Genomic DNA, 20303 nt, shown 5'->3' on the forward strand with positions numbered 1-20303 from the left:
GATGGCGGCCTCCCGGTTGATACAACCTCACTTTCCTTGTATCACCCAGGAGGCCCAGAAGTAACCCTTCACTTATTCAGACGGAAAAGACGATCTTTCCGAAGATTTCCCCTTCCGCCATCGCGGCGAACCCGTCCCGCGCCTGCACCAGCGACAGCGTCCGGTCGATCACCGGCCGCAGCCCGGTCTGCTCCAGGAACACGGCGAGGCGCTGGAGCTGGTCACGCGTCCCCATCGTGGACCCGACCACCGACAGCTGCAGGAAGAAGACCCGGTTGAGGTCCGCGGGCGGGACCGCACCGCTGGTGGCGCCGCTGACGACGATGCGCCCGCCGGGTTTGAGCGACTTGAGCGAGTGGTCCCAGGTGGCTTGGCCGACGGTCTCCATGACCGCGTCGACCCGCTCGGGCAGCCGCGCGCCGGTCTCGAACACCCGGTCGGCGCCGAGCCGGAGGGCACGGTCGCGCTTGGCCTCGGAGCGGCTGGTGGCCCAGACCCGGTAACCGCCGGCCCGGCCGAGCGCGATCAGCGCGGTGGCGACGCCCCCGCCGGCGCCCTGCACCAGCACGGTGGAGCCCGGCTGCAGACCGGCCTTGTCGAACAACATGCGGTACGCGGTCAGCCACGCCGTCGGCAGGCACGCGGCCTCCTCGAAGCTGAGCGCGGACGGCTTGGGCACGAGGTTGCGGCGCGGCACGGCCACGCGCTCGGCGAACGTGCCGTCGTACACCTCCGACAGCAGCGTGCGCTTGGGATCGAGCGTCTCGTCCGCCCCCGTGCCGATCACGGAGTGCACGATGACCTCGTTGCCGTCCTCGTCCACCCCGGAGGCGTCGCACCCGAGCACGATCGGCAGCCGGTCCTGCTTGATGCCGACGCCTTTGAGCGTCCACAGGTCGTGGTGGTTGAGCGCGGCCGCCCGCACGGAGACGGTCGTCCATCCGTCCGGCGCCGTGGGCTCCGGATGCTCCCCGAGCGTGAGTCCGGCGAGCGGGTTGTCGGGATCGGTCTGTGTGGCGGTTACGGCGAACATGGCCGCACCTTACTAAGCGAACACGGCCGCACCTTACTGGGAGCCCCGCCCCTTTACCGTGACCCGAATCCCCTCGATCGCCATCTCTCTGTACCACCCCGGCCCCGTGACGGCGACCAGCACGTCGCCCCGGCACACCGACTCGGCCGGCAGCCCGCGCCCATCGATCACGAACGGCATCCTGGCCTTCTTCGCGCATCCGGGGGTGGGCACCAGCGCGATCATCTCCCTCGCCCCACCACCGAACCACAGCTGCGGCCCGACCGCTTCCCCATCAGCGCTCTCGCCGGGCTCGGTCAGCCGCAGCTTCCCGCCGGCCGACAACACCAGATAGCCGTCCTTGGTCACCGTCCCCTTCAAGCCCCGCGCGACGGCGATTCGCTGGTCGAACGTCAGACCCTGGCCCCGGTCGTACATCGCCAGCCGCCACTTCTCGAACGCGAACAGCAGCACCTGCCCATACGAGCCGCTGCCCGCCTGGCGCGGCCAGAGCGTGACGTGGGACGCGTAGTTCCTGATCGGCTGCCCACCCCGGGTGATCTCGACCTCCCCGCCATACGGCGCCACGAACTGGCGGTAGTCCCCATCGATCCACCCGCCCTGGAACGGCCGCGACCCCATCCCTGCCAGGTCCAGCTCGGCCGGGTAACGTACCTCGGCCCGGAGCCCGTGCGGGAACACCACCTCGATGACCTCGTCGCCGCCCTTGGCCGCCCTGGACGGGACCTGCAGGATGTTCGGCGGGCTGTCGAGTCTGGTCAAGGACCTGATCGGCTCAGGGATGGGCCGAGTCGGGGGAAGCGGCTCGGGGTCCCGGCTGGCGATCAGCCCGATGACAGGGACGACCAGGACCGCCACCACCACGATCAGCCCGATCCACCGGCGGCGGCCACTCTGGCCCGCCTCGATGACGTCGAACTGGTCAACCACCGGCGTTCCTTGCCGAGTAGTGCGGCTTGCGCCCTCGTCTCCAGTTCAGTTGAGCGGCGACCGCCAGCGCAAGCCCTCGAACCTGGCGAAGTCCTTGTCGCAGGTTACGAATTCACAACCGTGCTCGATGGCGAGTGCGGCGAGGTAGGCGTCAGGGATGAGCTTGCCGCGCGCGTCGGCCTTGCGGCACAGCTTGACGAAGATCTCCCAGTGGCGCGGACCGGCGTGCACCACGACGGCATGCGGCTGGTGCCGGACGGTGTCGGCGAACTCCCGCGCTTCGTCGAACGAGGTGGCGCCGGGAATGCGCGGATTAGTGGCCACGCGGATGAAGCCGTTGAGTGCGAAGTCGCTGACGGCATAGGCCTCATCGCCCTGCAGGAGCTCCGTGACCACGGCAAGGCACTGCTCGTGATGATCGGCATCCCGCCGCTGCGCGTTGACGAACACGTTCGTGTCAAGCATCCTCATGGCCGGCCCTCAGCACATGCTCGACGAAGTCCTGGTCGTCGAGCTCCTTGAGCTCCGCCCAGATCAGCTTCGGACCGTGGGGGTCCCCGGAGAGCGGGAGCTTGATCGGGGGCCGTTCCGCGACGTCGGCGGAGCGGTGAATGAGTTGCCGCAAGGCGTCCTCCATCACTGAGTTGAGACTGCGTCCTTTTCGCGCCGCGTACGCCTTCGCCTCGTTGAGGAGTTGCTCGTCGATGCGCACCGTTGTCCTCCGCATGACTCCAGCGTCCGCGCCTGACATCAAAATGTCAATCCCGGAGCGTAGTCGAACGGTCACTGGATTGACGACTACTTTACGTCACCACGTGGCCACATTGACCTTCCCGTCCGACGTCAGCCGCACTTCCTCCCCCACCAGCTCCCGGCACTCGGCGTCCGCCAGCAGCTCCGACCGCTCCACCACCGCATGCGCCCGCCCGCCACCCGGCAGATCCACCACGAGAATCCCCTTCTCGGCGCTCCCGCCCCGCCCGTGGGCCACCGTGTATCCCGCGACCACGGCCGGCCCCTCGTAAGAGCCCACGATCGGCACCCCTTTGGCCACGAAGACAGGCGCCGCGTCCCCCAGCCGCCCGCCCGGCTCGCTCGACCACACCGCGTACGTGTGCTTGGTCAGGTGCATCCCCACCCCGGTCACCAGCCCGTGCCCCGACTGCGACCGCAGCAGCCCCGCCATGGTGGCGGTCGAGTGCAGGACGTAATCGCTGGCCGGCCCGCCCGCGTACGGCAGCCCGCCGGTCACCGTCAGCCCGCGCCGTTCCAGCGGATCGAGCCCGATCGCGTCGCACGCCTGCCGCAGCGCGATCGCGAAACAGCTGTAGAGGTCGATGGCGTCCATGTCGCCGAGCCCCAGCCCCGCCCGCCCGAAGGCGGCCTCGGCGACCCGCGGGATCGCCTGGGACGCGCCGAGCGCCGGCCGGGCGGCCACCTCCCACGTGTCCTCCCCGTAGGCCCACCCCCGCAGATACACCCGCCGCTCCGCGGGCACACCGAGCCGGTCGGCCAGCCGCGTGCTCGCCAGGATGACGGCGGCCGCCTGATCCACTTCCAGCACGGCCACGGTGTTCCTGGTGTAGGGCCAGCCGACGAACCGATCGCCCGTCACGAGCTCCTCGGCGGTGCGGGCGGTCCTGCGCCAAGCGTGCGGGTTCGCGGCGGCCACCTCGGTCATCGGCGCCATCATCCGCCCACGATCGCGCATCTCCTCCTCGATGGAGATCCCGAGCGCCGCCCGCCGCGCCGTCTCCATGATCGCGTACGTGTGCACCGGCAGGAACAGCCCGTGCGCCAGCTCGGCAGGATGCGGCGGGCGCTCCCAACCGTAAGGCGGCTTGGGGTCGGCGGGGTGGCTCCACGGCACGTGCTCGCCCGCCAGCCGGTACGCCCGCCGCGTGGCCAGCGCCTCGGCCCCCGTCACGAGTGCGGAGTCGAACTCGCCCGCCGCGATCCCGGCCGCCGCCGCGCCGATGAGCAGCTGCGGGGCCGTACCACTGACCTTGGAGTACGCCCGGTGGCGGGGCGTGGCGCCGAGGCGCTCGGCGAGACGGCCGACCGGCGAGTCGTACTGCCAGGAGTCGGTGTAGACGATCTGGATCGAGTCCAGCCGCTCGACGGGGAGCCGGGCGTCGGCGGCGGCCGCGCGGGCGACCCCCTCCCACAAGTCGAGCGGTTCAGGACCGGGCTGCTCGCGAATGGTGCGTTGCGCGATACCGATGAGACAGGGGGTGCGTGGATCCATGAACCCATTCAACCAGAACAACATTCGGTTGATAAGAAGTGGCCTCTGATAATTAGCGTTACCGCTGTTACGGAGCTCGATTATGCACCCGCCACGACCTGCGGAAATGCTTTCTCGTCATACATGCGATTTCGCTATTTCCATAACGGAATGGAACCGGGCCATGCTTTTTCACGTCGTTTCCTGGCCGCCCGCTCGCGTCATTCATTAACGTTCCGATCGTTTTCCTGGCCCACCGGGGCGCAGTACCCCGCTCTGGGCCGCCGAGAACTGAGAGGAGCTCCATGTATTCCCGAGCAAGGCGCATCGCGATCCCGCTCGCCGGCCTCGTGGCCATCGGACTGGCCGCGGGAACCCTCAGCGGCGCCGCGGCGAGCGCGACGGCACCCTCCGACGTCGTGTCCAAGAACGCCGCCACCCCCGCCGAGCAGGCGATCCAGTTCTGGACGCCGGACCGCATCAAGCTGGCCACCGACCACAACGACGGCCTGGACCTGACGTCGAAGGGCGTCAAGGGCAGCAACGACACCCCCGACGGCCCTCCCGGCTCCGTGCCGCCGATCGGCGAGGAGAAGACGAAGGCCAAGAAGAGCAAGCACGTCAACCTGCCGAACACCGTCGGCCGCGTGTTCTTCACGCTGCCGAAGGCCGACCCGCGTAATCCGAAGAATTGGCGTTACTGCTCGGCCAGCTCCGTGCAGAGCAAGTACCGCAACCTCGTGGCGACCTCCGCCCACTGCGTGTACGACACCAGCAAGAACACCTTCTACGACAACTGGATCTTCATTCCGTCGTACTGGGACGGCGACAAGGTCTGGGAGGGCAAGGCCCCCTACGGCATTTACGCCGCCAAGACGTTCAACGCGCACGACGACTTCGTGGTGAAGGAGGACTACGACTTCGACTACGCGTTCGTCAACGTCTACAACGGCATCAAGGTCAAGTGGGAGAAGGTCGACGGCCGGTGGCAGTGGACGGTCAAGAACGTCGGCCGGCTCGGTGACAACGTCGGCGGCCAGGGCTTCACCTGGAACCGGAGCACGAAGCTGAACGTGTTCTCGTTCGGCTACCCGGCGGGCGAGCACCCCGACGGCGACAAGCCGTACACGGGCCGCACGATGAAGTACTGCTACGGCAAGACCAAGCCGATGCCCGAGGCCAGGAAGTACAACCTGCAGGAGCACATCGGGTTCAAGTGCTCCTTCACCGCCGGCGCCAGCGGCGGACCGTTCCTCTACAACTACAAGAGCGCGTCGCGCACCGGCTACCTGGTCGGCGTCAACAGCGTCGCGTGGGACACCGACGGCAACGACCGCTTCGACCACATCTCGTCGCCGTACTTCAACACCGACACCTACAAGGTCTACAAGGCCGCCGCCAACCGGTGGAGCGGCAACATGCCGTAACGAGTTGGCACCCTGGGCCCCGGGTCCCGTAGGGATCCCGGGGCCTTCCCCTTCGCGGGTTCACCGGTCAATACGCGAGCAATTCGAACTCCACGCGCACCTCTCCTGACCTGCGGCGACGATCGCCTTTACTGATCGTTTCGAGGTATCCGGAGTGGTCGGCTGACAGAGTGCTTATAGTTCACAAGGGACCCTAGATCAGGTAACGAATCTCTATCCAAGCTGCAATACCCTCTGTACATCTGGAAAAATCCAGCCTTACGACCTCAATGAAAGGCAATTGATGATCTCCCGGGCAAGGCACGTGGTGGCGGCTGCGCTGAGCAGCGCGCTGCTGATGTTGCCTGCCCTCACGGGAGTCGCCAATGCGACGTCCGCCGGCGCGGCGTCTGCCGGGGCCGCACCCGCCGCCGCGGTCTACTCTGTCCCGCTGGCCAAGACCGTGGCCGACGCCCAGAAGGTCGCCGCCTACTGGAAGCCGGACAAGCTCAAGAAGGCCGACAGCTACAGCCCCGCCACGCCCGGCGCAGCCGCCTCCCCGACCAGCTCCGCCGCCTCGGGCGCCGCCGGCCCCGCCGCGCCCACCTCCACGGCCGCCAAGCGCACCTCCGCCGCGCAGGTCGCCGCTCCGGCGATGCCGCGCAAGAGCAAGGTCGCCAGCACCATGGGCAAGGTCTACTTCAAGTTCGGCGAGAAGGAATACTGGTGCTCCGCCAGCGCGGTCGCGGCCAAGAACCGCAGCGTGGTCTCCACCGCCGGGCATTGCGTGTACGACCCGCGGCAGGCCAAGCCGGCCGAATACTGGATCTTCGTCCCTAATCCCGGCCCCAACGGCGAGACGCCGGCCGGCATCTACGTGGGCTCGTCGATCAGCATGCACGAGGACTGGTCGGGCAAGGGCGACTACGACTACGACTACGCGTTCGTGACCGTGCACCGCGGCTTCACCTGGGTGGCCAAGAACGGCCAGTACGAGATGCAGGACGTGGGCAGACTCCAGGACAACGTGGGCGGCCTGGGGCTCGAGCTGAACAAGAAGCCGGCCACGTACACGGTGGCCGCGTTCGGCTATCCGGCCGGCGCCCAGCCTGACGGCACCCACCCGTACGACGGCACGAAGCTGCGCGTGTGCCGCGAGGGCCCGACCCGCTGGACCGTGGCCCCCAGCCTCGACCTGCAGAAGGGCGTGCAGCTCCAAGCGTGCGACTTCAGCCCCGGCGCGAGCGGCGGCCCCTGGGTGATCGGCTACGACAAGGACCGCAGGATCGGCAGCCTGAACGGCGTCAACAGCCTGACCTGGAACAGGGACGCCAAGGGCCTGTACGACGCGGTGTCGTCCCCGCACTTCGACAGCGTCACGGGCGAGGTCTACCGACGCGCCGCCGCACAGACCACTCCAGGAAAAGTGACGTAAGTCATACGCGACCCTGCCGTCACTGCAGGTGATCAGGCCAGATCTTGATCTCAGAAAGGTCACGACGGGCGTTTGGAAGGTCGGCCCGCCTGACCGGAAATTCACATGACCAGAGTCAAGGTAGTAAGTTCCCGGGCTGACTGTTTGATCGCGTTTTGCTGAGTTTCGAGGTGCATAAGGCGCCTCAGGTCAGCGCAACCTGGAGTTTCCTTGAAGCGAATCCTTCTCCCCGCCAGTGGCGCCGTTCTGGTCACCGGTCTGCTCGCAGCCGGCCTGGCCGGCACCGCGCAGGCCGAGCCTGACGTCGCCCGTGACCCGATGGCCCGCAACACGTCCGAAGCCGCCTCCGTCGCCTCCTTCTGGCTGGCGTCGAACGGCGCCGCTCTTCGCGCCGCGACGCAGTACACCTGGGACTCGAACGAGGTGCGGAAGGTCGTCTCCAAGGGCAGCGCCGACCCCGACGGCCGGCCCGGCACCACGGCCCCCACCGGTGAGACGAAGTCCACCGGCCGCGCCCAGAACATCAACCTCCCGAAGACCGTCGGCAAGGTCTTCTTCGTCGACGCCTCCGGCAAGTTCCGCTGGTGCTCGGCCACCTCCATCCAGTCGAACTACCGCAACCTGGTCGCCACCGCCGGCCACTGCGTGTACGACACGGACCAGGACAAGGCGCTCCTGGACAACTGGGTCTTCGTGCCCGGCTACTACCAGGGCAAGGCCCCCTGGGGCATCTACGTGGGCAAGCAGGCCTTCACCCACTACGACTTCGACGTCTACGAGGACTACGACCGCGACTACGCGTTCGTCACCGTCTACAACGGCATCCTCTTCAACGGCGTCAAGCAGGTGGACCGCCGGGACTACCAGCGCTTCACCGGCCCCAAGCGCCGCTGGGGCGGCCACTACTACATCCTGCTGTCGAAGGACGCCGGGCGCCTCGGCGACAACGTCGGCGGCCAGGGCTTCGCCTGGAACCAGCCCACCGGCAAGGCCGTCCGCGCCTTCGGCTACCCGGCGGCCCCGCACCCCGACGGCGACAAGCCGTACAGCGGCGTCACGCCGAAGCACTGCTACGGCAAGACCACCGCCAAGATGGTCGGCGCCCCCTGGCTCAAGATCGAGGAGCACATCGGCCTCAAGTGCGCCGTGACCCCCGGCTACGACGGCGGCCCGTGGCTCCTGAACTACAGCAACGCGAAGCGCCTGGGCTACGTCAACGGCGTGACGAGCACGTTCGCCGACCAGGACGGTAACGACCGCGTGGACTACATCACGTCGCCGTACTTCGACGGCGAGACGGCCGCTGTGTACAACGCGGCCAAGAACGTGTGGTCCGGCAAGATCGTCGGCCCGAACGGCGAACTGTACAAGTAAGCCCTGCCAGGGGAAAAGGCGAGGGCCCGGCGGCACAGGCCGGGCCCTCGCCTTGGCTTCCCCCACAGCAAGGCCTTCCGCTTCGGAGGCGCTTCGGCATTGGGGAGCTCCAGACAGCGCCTCCCAAGGGGGCTCCGCCCCCTTTCGATCCCCCGACAAGCACCCACCCGTTGCCCGATTACCCCGTGGGCTGGCGGGAGCCCACCCCGAGCGGACCTCGCTACGCTCGGACTGTCCTTATCGGGCTTCGCCCGGGGCGAGGGGCTCCGCCGCTCCCGCTCCCCCGGTGCAAGACCTGGTCGTTTACGGGCACACTAGAAGCATGAAGTCGCGACCTCGCTACGCCAGCAATCGCGTATACCTGGTGCCCTCCGACCTCGGGGAGCTGATTGGACCAGCCACCGGTGTCGTAGAACTGCCGACTTGGTTGGACTGGTCAGAACAGCGGGTTTACGACTTGTCGGACAGCAGCGACTTGGTCCTGATGTATGAGCGCGTGATCCGCGAAGCGGTCCACTTTGACGACCTGCGAACATACCTGAACCACGAAACGCTGGTCCGGATCTGGCCTCGCCTTTACTTGCCGGTCGAGGCGAGACAGGCGTGGGAAACAAAATTCCCAACGCTACGACGGGTCGCATAGTTCCCATGGAGCCCTTGCACGAACTTGTCACGCGGATTGGTCTCGCGGCGACGGGGCGATTCGGTTTCGCTCTCGCCGGCGGCTACGCCGTCCAGGTCCACGGATTCCTCACCCGTCGGTCGGAGGACGTGGACCTCTTCACTGCTGCAGGCGGGGAGTTCGAAGCGGCGGTTGCAGCAGCCGAAGCGGCCTATCGCAACGCCGGCTTGAAGGTGGAGATCGAGCTTCAGAACGCTGGCTTCGCTCGATTGCACGTCACGGACGCCCAGGAGAGATCCGTCAGAGTCGAGATGGGTGTCGATTGGCGCGCCCATCCGCCGGTACGGCTTGAAATCGGCCCCGTGCTCCACCCCGACGACGCGGTCGGCAACAAGGTCGCTGCGCTCTACAGCAGAGCAGAGGTCCGTGATTTCGTCGACGTCTTCGCCATCCTCCGCAGCGGACGTTACAGCGCCAGCCAGTTGATGGCGCTGGCCACAGCGGCAGATCCCGGCTTCGATGAAGGGATGTTCGCGGTTGCCCTGTCCGCATTGGAACGTATCTCCGATCGGGCCCTATCGAGCCATGGGCTCAGCGACCAGGATGTCCAAGAGCTACGCCGTTGCTTCCAAGACTGGGAGGCCGGCCTGCGTGCCGGGGGAGGCCCGAAGTAGCCAGCAGGCTCGCTCGTACGTGGGAGGATCTGAGCGGATCGCCATCCGCTGGCGCTGACCTGCCGCCCTCGGCCCGAGTGTTTCCGAGCTTGCCGGCCGCGCAGGCATGACCGAGGACGAGATCGAGTGCATCGAGGAAGGCGGAACTGCGCCGACTGGCCAAAGCGGTCTTGCCCGTTGGTGAGCGCCGTGCACGACCACGTCTACTCGACATTTTTTCCTAGCTCTACTCCTCAATTTCTCCGTCGTGTTCTCAACATTTTCTCTTGAGAGTGCAGGTCCATCGAGCGACGATCTTGTGAGAGTTCTGTGTCCGGAATGAGATTGATTGTCCGCTTCCTGCTTAAGGTGGGCATGGGCTCCACCCGTACGATGCCGAGTTGCGAAGACCAGCAGCTCTGGACCCGGTGCATGGGAATGTCGTCCCACAGCATGTCAGAGTGGTCGTCGACTCCCGCTGTGCGAGCACTCGCGTTCGGAATCGATGACGGCCTTGCTCCGTGGTTCGCGGCTTGGGGATCAAGACCCTCTGCGCCGGAAGCGGGCGATACCGTCCCTCCAGCAGTTCGCCAGCCGCTTCATCGAGCAGCCCGACCATCGGGTACTCCTCGACCTCGGCCGGCGTGGTCCGCCCAATACTCGACGCGCCATTGTTGGCGCGCACCCATCATCCACTCACGCTGCAGCACGTCGAGCAAGGCGGAACCGAGCCGACCATCGCTCTACTGCGCCACCTAGCCGCGGCGCTGGGTGCCGACGTCCACCTCACGCCGGGCCACGATCTGGGATCGGTCTGGTTCGCAGCGCACGTCGCATAACGCCAGGCTAGGCTGCGCGCGGCGTTATCCTGGCCGACGCTTCGATCAGTCTTCTCACCTCGGGATCCGACAGCCGATCCACCTCGGCCACCTTGATATGCCGCGCCGCCTTGCCCGTGCCCTCGAGCAGCCCGCCAGGGTCCTCTTTCTGTAGCTCCACGCCGCGGCTGAACATGATGTTGAGGTGCGCCTTATGCAGCGCGATCGCCGTGACCAGGCCCTTATATGTACCGGGCTGGAAGGTGTAAGCGATCAACCGCGCGGACGGATCGACCTCAACCACGGCGTCCGGCACCGCCTCTTCGATGAGTGCCTGCGCAGCCAGCGCAAGTGCCCGGACGGCGGGGCTGCAAGACTCCAGAAGCTGGTCAACCGGATCTCCCATGCTGGAAGCCTACTCACAGCGGCGGGGATGGATCGAGCCCGACGACGACGGGCATGGCGGCCCTGGCCAGTTTGTGATGCCGGTGGAAGGAGCCCTCCGCGGTCCTGCCGCTCAGCAAGATGCGCGCCTGTCGGCCCACGCCGCGTAAGCCAGGGCCGTAGCGCCAGGGGCTGGCAGATCGAGCGGCGGTCGCCAGGCGAAGGTGGTGCCCTTCTTGGTCGACGTGAACGTCTCGAATCCGTCGGCCACGAAGACGTACCGGAAGTCGGCATGCACGTGTGAGAGCTTGCCCGGGCCCTCCAAGGAACGCCGCTACCGAGTGGCTGACCCGTATCTGCGGTTCTGGCTGGCCTTCCTCGACCCGCACATGGCGGAGATCGAACGGATGCGAGGCGACCTGACCTTGAGCCGGATCAAGGAGAACTGGACGAGTTGGCGCGGCCGGGCCATCGAACCGCTCGTCCGCGAATCCCTCGCCCGCATCCTCCCGGACGGCCTCCTCCCCGCCGCCCCGGCTATCGGCGGCTACTGGACCCGGAGCAACGACGTCGAGATCGACCTGGTCGGTGCCGACCGCCAGCCGGTGGCCAAGCGACTGCTCTTCCTCGGATCGGTCAAGTGGCTGGAGAACTCGGCGTTCGACAGCGACGATCTGGCCGCACTGCACAAGCACCGGGCGGCGATCACCGATGATCCCGTACCGCTGGTCGCGGTCTCCCGCAGCGGCGTCAACTGTTCCGGGCTCCAGGCCGCATAGGGACCAGAAGAGCTGCTCGCAGCTTGGCGCGGAAAATGAACAGCTGGACACCCAGGCTGGCCCGCGGGCCCTCAGTAGGGCTGGAAGACGCTCGACACGAACACGCCACCTACCCCTAGGTCAACTGTCAGGCCAGGCTGGGCACGGCACCGCCATCGGCGCGTTCGATCGTGATCTCGGACAGTCCTCTGCCCCATCGGCCGGTGATCTCGGCGAGCTGGGCGGCCTCCAGCGGCGTAGATCCCAATCCGATGGCGTACCGGGCCGAGGCCGGCCCCGTCTCGAATGGGCGCGGCCAGGCTTGCACGTCCGGCACTCCAGCCTCTTCCAAGGCGCTGAGCAGCTCCAGCATGCGGCCCCTGACACGGCCGAGCACCGCGTCGAACTCCTCGGTCCGGTCGGAGTGCACCGTCAGAACGGCCCACGCCGTATGACGGCGGTGGAGGGGAGGTGGGGCGAGCAGTTCCTGAGAGCGGCCGTTCTCAATGAGCTCCCAAGCCCGGTAGAGCTCCTGCGTGAGCAGATCCAGGCCGCCGGCAGAGACCTGGCGCGCGCAGTTGCGCATGGGGTCGCTGGGCGTCATCACCGTCATCGGGGCCGGGTCCTCCGAGATGACGGTGGGCGTGAGGGTGACCGGGTCACGCCAGTTCCAAGCGGCCCACGTACTGAAGAACTGCCCCAGCAGACGGTCGGCGGGGAGGTCGGCGCTCTGACGTACGGTGAGCGCGGCCAGCACCGTCCAGGCCAGGCCGGGCAGCCCGCCGAACGGAGCAGAGTCGAGGCCGCGTGCCCTAGCCCATGCCTTCACCTGCCTGGCGAGGAGGGCGAAACGGGCGTGCTCGGCGCCGACGGCCCCGCGTATTGCGTCCGCGTCGCTGACCGCGCTCATGGCGATCGCGGCCGCTTGGCCGAGTTCGGCGCGGCGGGCCAGTGCCTGCGAGGGGGACATCGAGCCGGTGGAGACCACGGTCAGGTCGACGTCCAGGTCGGCCACGCGTAGTCGCAGGCCGGGCACCCTGGCGCCGATCACCTGCCGCAGCCGGACGGCGTCGGGCAGGGCCACCCGTACCAGCGCTTCGACCTCTGCCACGTCCGGCTCGCCGGGAAGCGCCGCCACCAGGTCCAGGTCCGCCGCGGGGAGTTCGCATCCCATGCGGCGGGATCCGGCGACGTGCACGATCCCTGGACGCAGCGCCTCCGCCAAGCGCTGGGCGACCTGTTCGGCCAAGGCTTTCCGCTGCGGTGTTCCCGCCGCCCGCAGGGGTGTGCCGACCTCGACCTCACCGTTTTCGGCCCCGTCGAGCCATCGGACCTCCCCGCTCCCCAGGGCGATCACTGCCCGTGGGCGCATGGGCTCGTCCGCACGGCGGGACAGCACTACCAGGTCACCGACCTGCGCGGTCATCCCCTCAAGCCGGGCAGCGAAACCTTGCCGATCTCTGGCGCGGCCCAGCGTCAAGTGCGGGGTGAACCCTTCCGCTCGCCCCTTGCAGCGGGGAAAGCGCCGCTCCAGCGCTTCGCGCAGGCGGGTCCACGGTGCCGGGCCGTCGCCGCTGGCGGACGCGGGGTCGAGCCAGACGGTCACGTCGTCCCGATGCTGGAACGTACGCACCCCTTCTAGCCGTACGGTGAACGGCTCGACCTCGGCGGCCGCCGCAGCGAGAATCGGCGCCGCCGACTCGAAGTCCGACTCCGGTACGAAGCCGAAGAGCAGGTTGACGTGCGGTGGCCAGCGATCGAATTGCGGATCGTGCTTCCGGCGGACGTCCTGGATCGGCGGCCACAACGCCCGTGGCGGCACCCACGCCACCGCCGTACGCGCAGTCGGCGGCACGTCGAGCACCCCGGCGAGGTCGGACTGCGAGAGATCGAGGACAGCCTCTACCCCGTAGTGGTCCGAGATGTACAGCCCTTCCGGGGTCGGCGCGTCACCTCGCAGGGCCGCCGAGATCACCCGTGGTCGGCCGCGTAGCAGGATGCGATCCAGCCGCGTGGCACGCCCGGACAGCGAGGAGAGTGCCGCCAGCGGGTTGGCGTGCGGGTCGAAGGTGGGGGTCTGGTCGGATTCGTGCGCTTCCGTCCAGGCGTCCCGGAGCCCGAGCACTGATGCGGGGGCGTCCGTGCCGTCGTTGAAGTCGCCGGCGAGAATCAGGTCGCCACCGACCCCTGCGAGCCCTTCGGCGATCTGAGCAAGCTCTTCCGTCCGTCTGGTCTGGCCGTCGTCGGCGTGGTCGCTGGTCAGATGGGTGACGGCGACAGTGAGTGGACCATCGGCGGTGTCCACGACGATGGCCGCCACCGCCTTGTGTGGGCCGAGCACGTGCCAGGCCGCCTCCCGTACGGGCAACCGGCTGAGCAACAACAGCCCGCTGTCGTCGACGTCCTCGCCGTCGGGGTCGGTGCCGATGGCGTAGCGGGCGCGTACCCAGGGGGCGGACAGCAGCATGGACAGCAGCGCGGGCTCGACCTCCTGCAGCGCGATGACGTCCGCGTCGGCCTCCTCCAAGGCTGCCAGCAGCAGGGGCCGACGGCGGGCGGTGTCAATGCGTTCGCTGTCGTAGCGGTCCCAGAGCGTGTTCCATGTCAGGACCCGCACGGCCGTGGCAGCAGCCACTGCGCCCCCGGAGCCGGGGCGCCAGCCGGCGTCCCAGATGTGTGGCGTCCGGGCCGTGAAGAACGGCGCCCGCAGGAGACGCGGCTCCCGCACCCGGCCGGCGTCGCAGGTGTCGACACGGTCCAACCCGCTGGCCCGGTCCCACACCACCTCGCCGTCCGCCTCCACGAACAGCACCCGGTGCCACGGAATTTCGCCGCCCGGGACGAACGCGGGCAGCGGAACACGCTTGGGAGCGGCGCCCCGCTGGCCGACGCCCAGAACGAAACGCGCAGGGTCGAACCGCGGATCCCAGCGAACCCGGTGATAGATCTCCTCGCTGGTACGCATCACGCCTCCGCACCGTCCACATCCTCGATGGTTCCGGACGCCCCGACGTACCAGGTGCGATGGGCCTGGCCGGGGTACGGCGGGACCAACCGGCGCACCTGCGCTGTGAGCACCTGCGGCGGCACCGGGTGCGCTCGGCGCTCGTTGCGCCGGTGCAGCTCGTCCTCCTCCACCACCATGATGGCGTGCGTCGTCAGCGCGTCGCGGCGGCGCGCCACGGCGTGCACCAGGGAGCGCTGGTGCTGATTGAGCGACGTCGCGTCCCACACCACGGTGCCACCGGCGGCCAGCGCGGCGTCAAGCCGTTCCAGCCCCTCCGCCAGCACCTGCTGGTTGGCCCGCTGGTCCGCCCGTGACCCTCGGGCCTGGCGCAGGTCGTCCAGTGACAGGTGCACGTCGACGCCGGGCAGGCTCGCCGCGAACGTGCTCTTGCCGCTGCCCGATGGCCCGACCAGGTGCACCAGCTGGGGGAACCGCCCGGAGCGCCACCGCCAGGTCGCCGCCACGGCCTCGTCGACCGTGGCGATCCGCCCCCGCGCATAGGCATCACGCGCCTCCGCCCAGCACCGGTCCACCACCTCCGCGCCGAGGCCGGCGAGGGCCTCTCGCAGGCCGGCCCGCAACGGCTCCAGCGGCTCCGGCCCGAGCAACCCGGCGTCCTCGGCGTGCATCGCCGACCATTCGACCTGCTCGCGCGCCTGGTCGTCCGCACCATCCGCATCGTCCGTGCGGCCCACCAGCACGGCCGCCGCGACAGCATGCAGCACTCCCAGATCGGCGGCGGACGCCATACGTACGAGCCCGGCACGCCGATCCTCATCCGGATAGGGCCGGTGCAGGGCGGCGTGCAGACCGACCAGGTCCGCGACCCGCCGCGCCAGCGGCATGCCCAGCGGCCCCGCCAACCGAGCCGCCAGCCAGGCACGGGGCATGGCGTGCAGCATGGTGGCCAGCACACCCGCGAGCCGTGCATCCCCGTACCGCCCGATCAGGTCGAGCCTGCCCATCACCTCGGCCACCGCCGCCTCGGCGTGGGCCGTATCATCCACGCGGATGCCCGCCGCCCCACCTCCGGCCGGGTCCTTGACCGCGATGCCCACCGCGGCCAGCAGTTCGGGGACGTCGGCATCCGCCCCCGACCGCACCGACCACAGAGCCACGGCCGGCCCCAAGCCATTCATCACAACGGTCGAGTGCATCCAATGGGTGTCAGTCCGCACGTGCGCCGGGCGCACCCACTTGGCCACCCGCCCGCCGAACCCCTCCCGCCCGAACCCTTCAACGGTCCGAACGACGTACCCTTCCTGCCGCTCCGTGTCCAGCCGAAGCGCCCGCAACACCCGCTCATCGAAGACGCCGCGCCACAACACCGGCGGCGCCGGAATTCCAAGCCGCCGCAGGAAGGCCACCGTACGATCCCAGTCCAGGCAGCGATCATCGTCCCAAACGGAGAACCCGTAGAACCAGCTTTCCAACTCCTGGTAGGCGATGGAGTGCCGGGCGAACATGTTCTCCCCGCACACCCGCCACCCCACCGGGATCCTCGCACGGACCCGCCCCTGCAACTGCTTGACCCATGCGCGGGAAGGATGGTGCCCGGAGTCCAGCGACCGCGCATGCAGACCATCGGCGTACAGGGTGGTGTTCTCCCCATCGAGCTTCTCGGTGACCACCACCTCTCGCCCCCGCATCCCGGAAAGGTCACCTGCTCGCAAGTCGTCCGGTGTCGCGCCAGGCGACCAGGGGAGATGAGGGGTACGCGGATAGTGCACGCGCATGATCCCTCCCCCGACGAACGCTTGGTCGCATCACTGTACGAGCGGCCGGGAGGACCGATCCATCGAATAATCAGACAGCCACGTCGCGGCGAATCGCCTACTGGGCTACCTACGGGCTAGAAGGGAAGGTGATCGTCTTGTTGGCGGTTTCCAAAACCCGGGAAGGGTCCCCAGCACGACGTTGAGCGAGCGATTAGGGCCAAGCACATCTGCGAAGCCGTAAAGGAGCGTCCATGCCGCCTCTTCGGCGGCATCCATGGTGCTAGCCGGCCTGCCCGCCGGTCTCGCTGAACAGGTCGCGGAGGTCTTGAGCGGTGGCTGCACGGGTGGCCCACGTTTCTAGTTGGGCGAGATCGGTGCAGGTGGTGATCCGGGTGCGTATGTCGTCTGGGACGTCGAAACCGCGGGCGGTCAGCACCAGCAGCACCATCCTGGCAGCCTCTTCCGCCTTGCCTTCCGCCTTGCCTTGTGCCTTGCCTTTCGCCTCGCCTTCCGCTACGCCGCGGCCGTAGTGTTCACGGGCGAAGGGGCTGTAGACCGGCCAGTCGGTGGACGTCATGATCTCCTCCAAGAGGCGCCGGATATCGGGCGCGGCCATGCTGTAGGCGTATTCATAGTACTTCGGAGCGTGTTCGTCGCGCATGTCGTTCAGTGCCGTGGCGAACGCCTCGACGACCTTGCGGTCACGGCCATGGACCATGACCGACATGGCCGACAGTGCCAGGTGGTCCGCCGCCTGCTGGGGGTCGGTGATGGCAGGGATGCCGTCCGGTCCCAACACCCGGGCCTGGAGCCGGTAGCCGGTCAGCCCCGACTCGATCGGCTGCGCGTAGTAGTCGGCGACCCCACGATCTGGGCAGATCACCAGCACCGTGACGTCGCAGCCCAGCATCAGCCACAGCGCGGCAGCGTAGCGGGCGAGCTGCCGGGGGGCCTTGGACTTGTCCTGCTGGATCTCCACGATGATGGCATGCACAGGGGCTTGCGGGGATCCGAGGACGAGCAGCAGGTCGGCTTCGATGTCGTCGGAACGCCGGGTGTTGAAGGTGCTGTCCTCCACGCGGATCAGCGGCGTGGCGGGCAATTGCACTCCCATGAGGTCACGCAAGATCTCCACCGCAAGTTGGGGACGGCCGGTGAACATCTTGATGAGGGCGTCATGTCGGGGGGACGGCATGACACTCATTGTCACACACCGAACACACATAGTCGGCAAAAGAATCGATCCGCGAGACGCTTCCGCAGAGATGAGCTCGCAAATATGTTCGGATTGCGAACACGTGCACGAATTTGGCCGGACGTACCTCCTCCACGACCCCGGCGATCCCCCATCTGCTCAGTGACCGGACGCCGAAGGTTCGGCAACCCCTCCGACATCCTCGACTGGACCACCGGGCTCCAGCGGCCTTCTCCCACAGGGCGCACGCGTCGCGGGGCTGGAGTCGAACGCGATGCCAGCTATCAGGTGGTCATCTTCCGCCCATCGCGGCGGGAACGCGGAGTCCGGAGCTCAGGGCGCCGACGTCTCGACGCAGCCCGCGACCTCGACGAACTGGACGGAGCACCACTGCCTGATGGCCATCATCGAGTTCGATCCCCAACCTCGAGACGCCTGCCGCACTTGAGAAGAGCATGCGGCGGACCCGTTCAGCCGGGGCCCCTTGACGATCCGCTCGGACAGCGAGCCGGAGGAACTCATCGTGTGCGAGCGCAGCGATGACGGCTCGTTACTGATTCCGGCAATCTCCAGGAGCAAGGTTGAGGAGATCGTTCGCGTCAGTGCGGGGCTTCCGCTCGGAGAGCTCCCGGTTTTCGGGGACTCTGGGCGGTGATCTGTGAGTCGTCGCGGTGGTACCCGCGTCAAGGCGACGCGGAAGCCGATCGTCGTTCTTGAAGCGGCAGACGTCGCCTGCGTGTTCTTCGTGGATGAAGATCTCGATGGCGTGGACAGCGACCAGCACCCAGTAATCCGAGAGCGAGTTGAAAAAGCGCCGGCACCGGCGGTCCTGGACGGCCCACTACGCTCTGGCTGTCGCTGAGACCGAGGCCTGGTGGCTGCTCTTTCCCGAGGCATTGAGCGCGTTTGCTTCATCCTGGTCGGTCCCTGCCAAATATCGAGGCAAGGACACAGGGTGGATCAAGGACCCCAAAGGTGCTGAAACCAGAGGTCTCGGCTGGAGGTGTTCACGGATGGCACCAGCCTGGGGTGGAGTGGGCACTAAGGAGATCGATTCCCGGAATTCCTGTGATCGTTTCCCAAGATTTGAGTGTCGGGTCGTTGAGTGCTCGTCGTGATGCTTTTTGATCTTCACTCCAGTCGGCTTGGCCCGTTCCTGGTCGGCTTCATCGTGGTCATGCCGCCCCCACGCCGCGATCGGCAATGCGACCGTGCCAAGAAGCCGCCGAAGAACACCTTCGTGACCAAGAAACGCAATCAGGTGACCCCACCGGGCAGCGTCAAATACAAGATCAAAAATAAGCCGAAAAGCCCTGCCGCCAGCGCAAACGCATTAACTCGCTGGCGTTGCAGTTCAAAGACGCTTTTCTTATATGAATAATCAAGCCTGGAGAAATTCGCCGTGAAAGTCCGAGGCTAGAGCCGAGAGCAGATGTTGAACAGCTCTTCGTTCAGTACATCAGGCGGTTCAATCTCACTAATACTTTCCCAGAACCCGGGAGGAGGCCGACGAGGCCCGGAAGCGACACAGGCATCTCTTATAAGGCTGGAACGCAGCTTGGGCAGCAGCCATGAATAGGCCCCGCCGGCCCTTGTTCCCACGGCGATCACCGCCCCATCCCCGCTCATGGCCAGCTGCCAGCTTTGCGACACAGGAACTTTCAATGTGGCCAGCCGGATCGGGTGCGACGGATCCTTCAGCCCCCATATGATCACCGGGTCAATTCTCGACACCCCACCCGGTTCGTCGTCGACCGTGGCCGCGATGCTTCCGTCGTCGGCGATGGCTACCGGCGTTCCCCCTTCCGCAGGGCTTGACAGGCTTCCCACCTGGGTCAGCCGCGCCGGATCGGTCAAATCCCAAATAGTCCGATCAATGATCGCCTTCCGGCCGTCGGCGCTCATCACACCGCCGCCCCATCCGCTCGCACCGGGCGCATGCTCCGCACTCATGAGCCGCGAGCTCAGACCGGGGTGGCTTGGATCAGTGAGCGACCAGACGATGGCCGAATCCTGGCTGACGGTGAGCAGCTTTCTGCCGTCGGCTGACGCCGACACCACGCGCACGCCGGATGTATGCTCACGCACTCGAGCCAATAGCCGAGGCTTCTCCTCGGCTCCGAGTCTCCAGACCTCAACCGAGCCGTTCTCAAAGCCGGCGAACAGCGTCATGCCATCCGCGCTCAGCGAGACATCGAGAAGACGCTCCTTAAAGTTGCCAGTACGAACAACGGTTCTCTTTGGATCAGCGGCTCCCACCAGGTCCCACATCTTGATGTCGCCACTGGCCGCCTCACCGATTACCGCGATCCGCCCGTCGGAGGACAACGCTACCGGCCCGAACCCACGATCAAGGGTCGTGAATCTGCTCCCCGTGAGATTCTCTCTGTCTGCTTCGGGGTCCCTTTCGAGGCGCCAAAGGCCGGAGCCTTCCTGCGCATCGGAGATAAGTGCCAGCTTCCCATCGGAACTTAGAGCGACATCAATCACGGTTGCCGTCCCGGGAAGGAAGCCTCGGCGCTCCTCGATGAGTGTCTCAGCCAGTGCGGATGTGGTGTAGCCATCCGAGTGGGTCAGTACGGCGACATAGCCCAACAGGTCTGCGGCATACCAGTCCGACCCGCGCTGCTTGATGCCGTCGAGGGCGATGGCCCGGGCCTGGGACACGGTATGTGCCCGCAGGCCGACAGGCACCCCTGTTCCGATCAGCAGAGCCACGGCAACGAGCACGGGCCCTAGGCGC

General features: G+C 67.3%; 17 protein-coding genes. 6 read left to right on the forward strand and 11 right to left on the reverse strand.

Annotated features, from left to right (window positions below; translation table 11 throughout):
• Nucleotides 1–76: 76 nt before the first annotated feature.
• From ACTWPT_RS09690 to ACTWPT_RS09710, 5 genes are all read right to left on the reverse strand, one after another.
• Nucleotides 77–1033, reverse strand: coding sequence for a zinc-binding dehydrogenase (locus tag ACTWPT_RS09690; RefSeq protein WP_443176931.1), 957 nt, complete (start codon nt 1031–1033; stop codon nt 77–79).
• Nucleotides 1034–1066: 33 nt separating this feature from the next.
• Complete coding sequence (locus ACTWPT_RS09695) at nt 1067–1963, reverse strand: hypothetical protein (RefSeq protein ID WP_443176932.1); 897 nt, start codon at nt 1961–1963, stop codon at nt 1067–1069.
• A 45-nt stretch (nt 1964–2008) separates the two neighbouring features.
• On the reverse strand, nt 2009–2434 hold the full coding sequence (locus ACTWPT_RS09700; RefSeq protein WP_443176933.1) for a type II toxin-antitoxin system VapC family toxin: 426 nt from the start codon (nt 2432–2434) through the stop codon (nt 2009–2011).
• The gene (locus ACTWPT_RS09705; protein WP_443176934.1) at nt 2421–2690 is read right to left on the reverse strand and encodes a hypothetical protein; all 270 of its coding nucleotides are present in this window, start codon (nt 2688–2690) and stop codon (nt 2421–2423) included. Before ACTWPT_RS09705 ends, ACTWPT_RS09700 begins: the two co-directional genes overlap by 14 nt.
• Nucleotides 2691–2771: 81 nt before the next feature.
• Nucleotides 2772–4211 (reverse strand): acetyl-CoA synthetase, encoded by a 1440-nt coding sequence (locus ACTWPT_RS09710; RefSeq protein ID WP_443176935.1) that lies wholly within the window; start codon nt 4209–4211, stop codon nt 2772–2774.
• 284 nt (nt 4212–4495) lie between these two features.
• On the opposite strand from ACTWPT_RS09710, the gene ACTWPT_RS09715 reads away from it, so the two are divergent.
• The 4 genes from ACTWPT_RS09715 to ACTWPT_RS09730 all read left to right on the forward strand — a co-directional run bounded on the left by ACTWPT_RS09715 (nt 4496) and on the right by ACTWPT_RS09730 (nt 9701).
• Entirely contained in the window at nt 4496–5617 is a 1122-nt protein-coding gene (locus tag ACTWPT_RS09715; RefSeq protein ID WP_443176936.1) for a trypsin-like serine peptidase, read from the forward strand.
• A gap of 283 nt (nt 5618–5900) precedes the next feature.
• The gene (locus tag ACTWPT_RS09720) at nt 5901–7031 is read left to right on the forward strand and encodes a trypsin-like serine peptidase (RefSeq protein WP_443176937.1); all 1131 of its coding nucleotides are present in this window, start codon (nt 5901–5903) and stop codon (nt 7029–7031) included.
• 210 nt (nt 7032–7241) lie between these two features.
• Complete coding sequence (locus tag ACTWPT_RS09725) at nt 7242–8405, forward strand: trypsin-like serine peptidase (RefSeq protein WP_443176938.1); 1164 nt, start codon at nt 7242–7244, stop codon at nt 8403–8405.
• Between the two features lie 648 nt (nt 8406–9053).
• Nucleotides 9054–9701, forward strand: a complete 648-nt coding sequence (locus tag ACTWPT_RS09730; RefSeq protein WP_443176939.1) for a nucleotidyl transferase AbiEii/AbiGii toxin family protein — start codon at nt 9054–9056, stop codon at nt 9699–9701.
• A gap of 825 nt (nt 9702–10526) precedes the next feature.
• Here ACTWPT_RS09730 and ACTWPT_RS09735 read toward each other — a convergent pair.
• Complete coding sequence (locus ACTWPT_RS09735) at nt 10527–10904, reverse strand: DUF1801 domain-containing protein (protein ID WP_443176940.1); 378 nt, start codon at nt 10902–10904, stop codon at nt 10527–10529.
• Between the two features lie 13 nt (nt 10905–10917).
• Entirely contained in the window at nt 10918–11043 is a 126-nt protein-coding gene (locus ACTWPT_RS09740) for a hypothetical protein (RefSeq protein ID WP_443176941.1), read from the reverse strand.
• A 180-nt stretch (nt 11044–11223) separates the two neighbouring features.
• Here ACTWPT_RS09740 and ACTWPT_RS09745 point away from each other — a divergent pair, with 180 nt between their 5' ends.
• Nucleotides 11224–11661 (forward strand): DUF234 domain-containing protein, encoded by a 438-nt coding sequence (locus tag ACTWPT_RS09745; protein WP_443176942.1) that lies wholly within the window; start codon nt 11224–11226, stop codon nt 11659–11661.
• A gap of 127 nt (nt 11662–11788) precedes the next feature.
• Here ACTWPT_RS09745 and ACTWPT_RS09750 read toward each other — a convergent pair whose 3' ends face one another.
• The 3 genes from ACTWPT_RS09750 to ACTWPT_RS09760 all read right to left on the reverse strand — a co-directional run bounded on the left by ACTWPT_RS09750 (nt 11789) and on the right by ACTWPT_RS09760 (nt 17467).
• On the reverse strand, nt 11789–14605 hold the full coding sequence (locus ACTWPT_RS09750; RefSeq protein WP_443176943.1) for a poly(A) polymerase: 2817 nt from the start codon (nt 14603–14605) through the stop codon (nt 11789–11791).
• Nucleotides 14605–16296 (reverse strand): RNA ligase family protein, encoded by a 1692-nt coding sequence (locus ACTWPT_RS09755; protein ID WP_443176944.1) that lies wholly within the window; start codon nt 16294–16296, stop codon nt 14605–14607. The genes ACTWPT_RS09750 and ACTWPT_RS09755 overlap by 1 nt, the downstream gene beginning before the upstream one ends.
• A gap of 349 nt (nt 16297–16645) precedes the next feature.
• Nucleotides 16646–17467 carry a hypothetical protein gene (locus ACTWPT_RS09760; RefSeq protein ID WP_443176945.1) on the reverse strand — a complete coding sequence of 274 codons (822 nt, stop codon included), beginning with the start codon at nt 17465–17467 and terminating at the stop codon, nt 16646–16648.
• Between the two features lie 1198 nt (nt 17468–18665).
• On the opposite strand from ACTWPT_RS09760, the gene ACTWPT_RS09765 reads away from it, so the two are divergent.
• Entirely contained in the window at nt 18666–18941 is a 276-nt protein-coding gene (locus ACTWPT_RS09765) for a hypothetical protein (RefSeq protein ID WP_443176946.1), read from the forward strand.
• 35 nt (nt 18942–18976) lie between these two features.
• On the opposite strand, the gene ACTWPT_RS09770 is transcribed toward ACTWPT_RS09765, so the two are convergent.
• Entirely contained in the window at nt 18977–20278 is a 1302-nt protein-coding gene (locus ACTWPT_RS09770; protein ID WP_443176947.1) for a WD40 repeat domain-containing protein, read from the reverse strand.
• Between the last annotated feature and the right edge of the window lie 25 nt (nt 20279–20303).

It is taken from the genome of Nonomuraea sp. 3N208 (assembly GCF_052245935.1).
In the GTDB taxonomy this organism is placed as follows: domain Bacteria; phylum Actinomycetota; class Actinomycetes; order Streptosporangiales; family Streptosporangiaceae; genus Nonomuraea.

Bases quoted from the DNA above. Each gene is read 5' to 3' on its own strand.
- ACTWPT_RS09730 (WP_443176939.1), top strand. From the start codon at position 9,054: ATGGAGCCCTTGCACGAACTTGTCACGCGGATTGGTCTCGCGGCGACG.
- ACTWPT_RS09720 (WP_443176937.1), top strand. From the start codon at position 5,901: ATGATCTCCCGGGCAAGGCACGTGGTGGCGGCTGCGCTGAGCAGCGCG.
- ACTWPT_RS09715 (WP_443176936.1), top strand. From the start codon at position 4,496: ATGTATTCCCGAGCAAGGCGCATCGCGATCCCGCTCGCCGGCCTCGTG.
- ACTWPT_RS09705 (WP_443176934.1), bottom strand. From the start codon at position 2,690: ATGCGGAGGACAACGGTGCGCATCGACGAGCAACTCCTCAACGAGGCG.
- ACTWPT_RS09750 (WP_443176943.1), bottom strand. From the start codon at position 14,605: ATGCGTACCAGCGAGGAGATCTATCACCGGGTTCGCTGGGATCCGCGG.
- ACTWPT_RS09690 (WP_443176931.1), bottom strand. From the start codon at position 1,033: ATGTTCGCCGTAACCGCCACACAGACCGATCCCGACAACCCGCTCGCC.
- ACTWPT_RS09710 (WP_443176935.1), bottom strand. From the start codon at position 4,211: ATGGATCCACGCACCCCCTGTCTCATCGGTATCGCGCAACGCACCATT.
- ACTWPT_RS09700 (WP_443176933.1), bottom strand. From the start codon at position 2,434: ATGAGGATGCTTGACACGAACGTGTTCGTCAACGCGCAGCGGCGGGAT.
- ACTWPT_RS09735 (WP_443176940.1), bottom strand. From the start codon at position 10,904: ATGGGAGATCCGGTTGACCAGCTTCTGGAGTCTTGCAGCCCCGCCGTC.
- ACTWPT_RS09755 (WP_443176944.1), bottom strand. From the start codon at position 16,296: ATGCGGGGGCGAGAGGTGGTGGTCACCGAGAAGCTCGATGGGGAGAAC.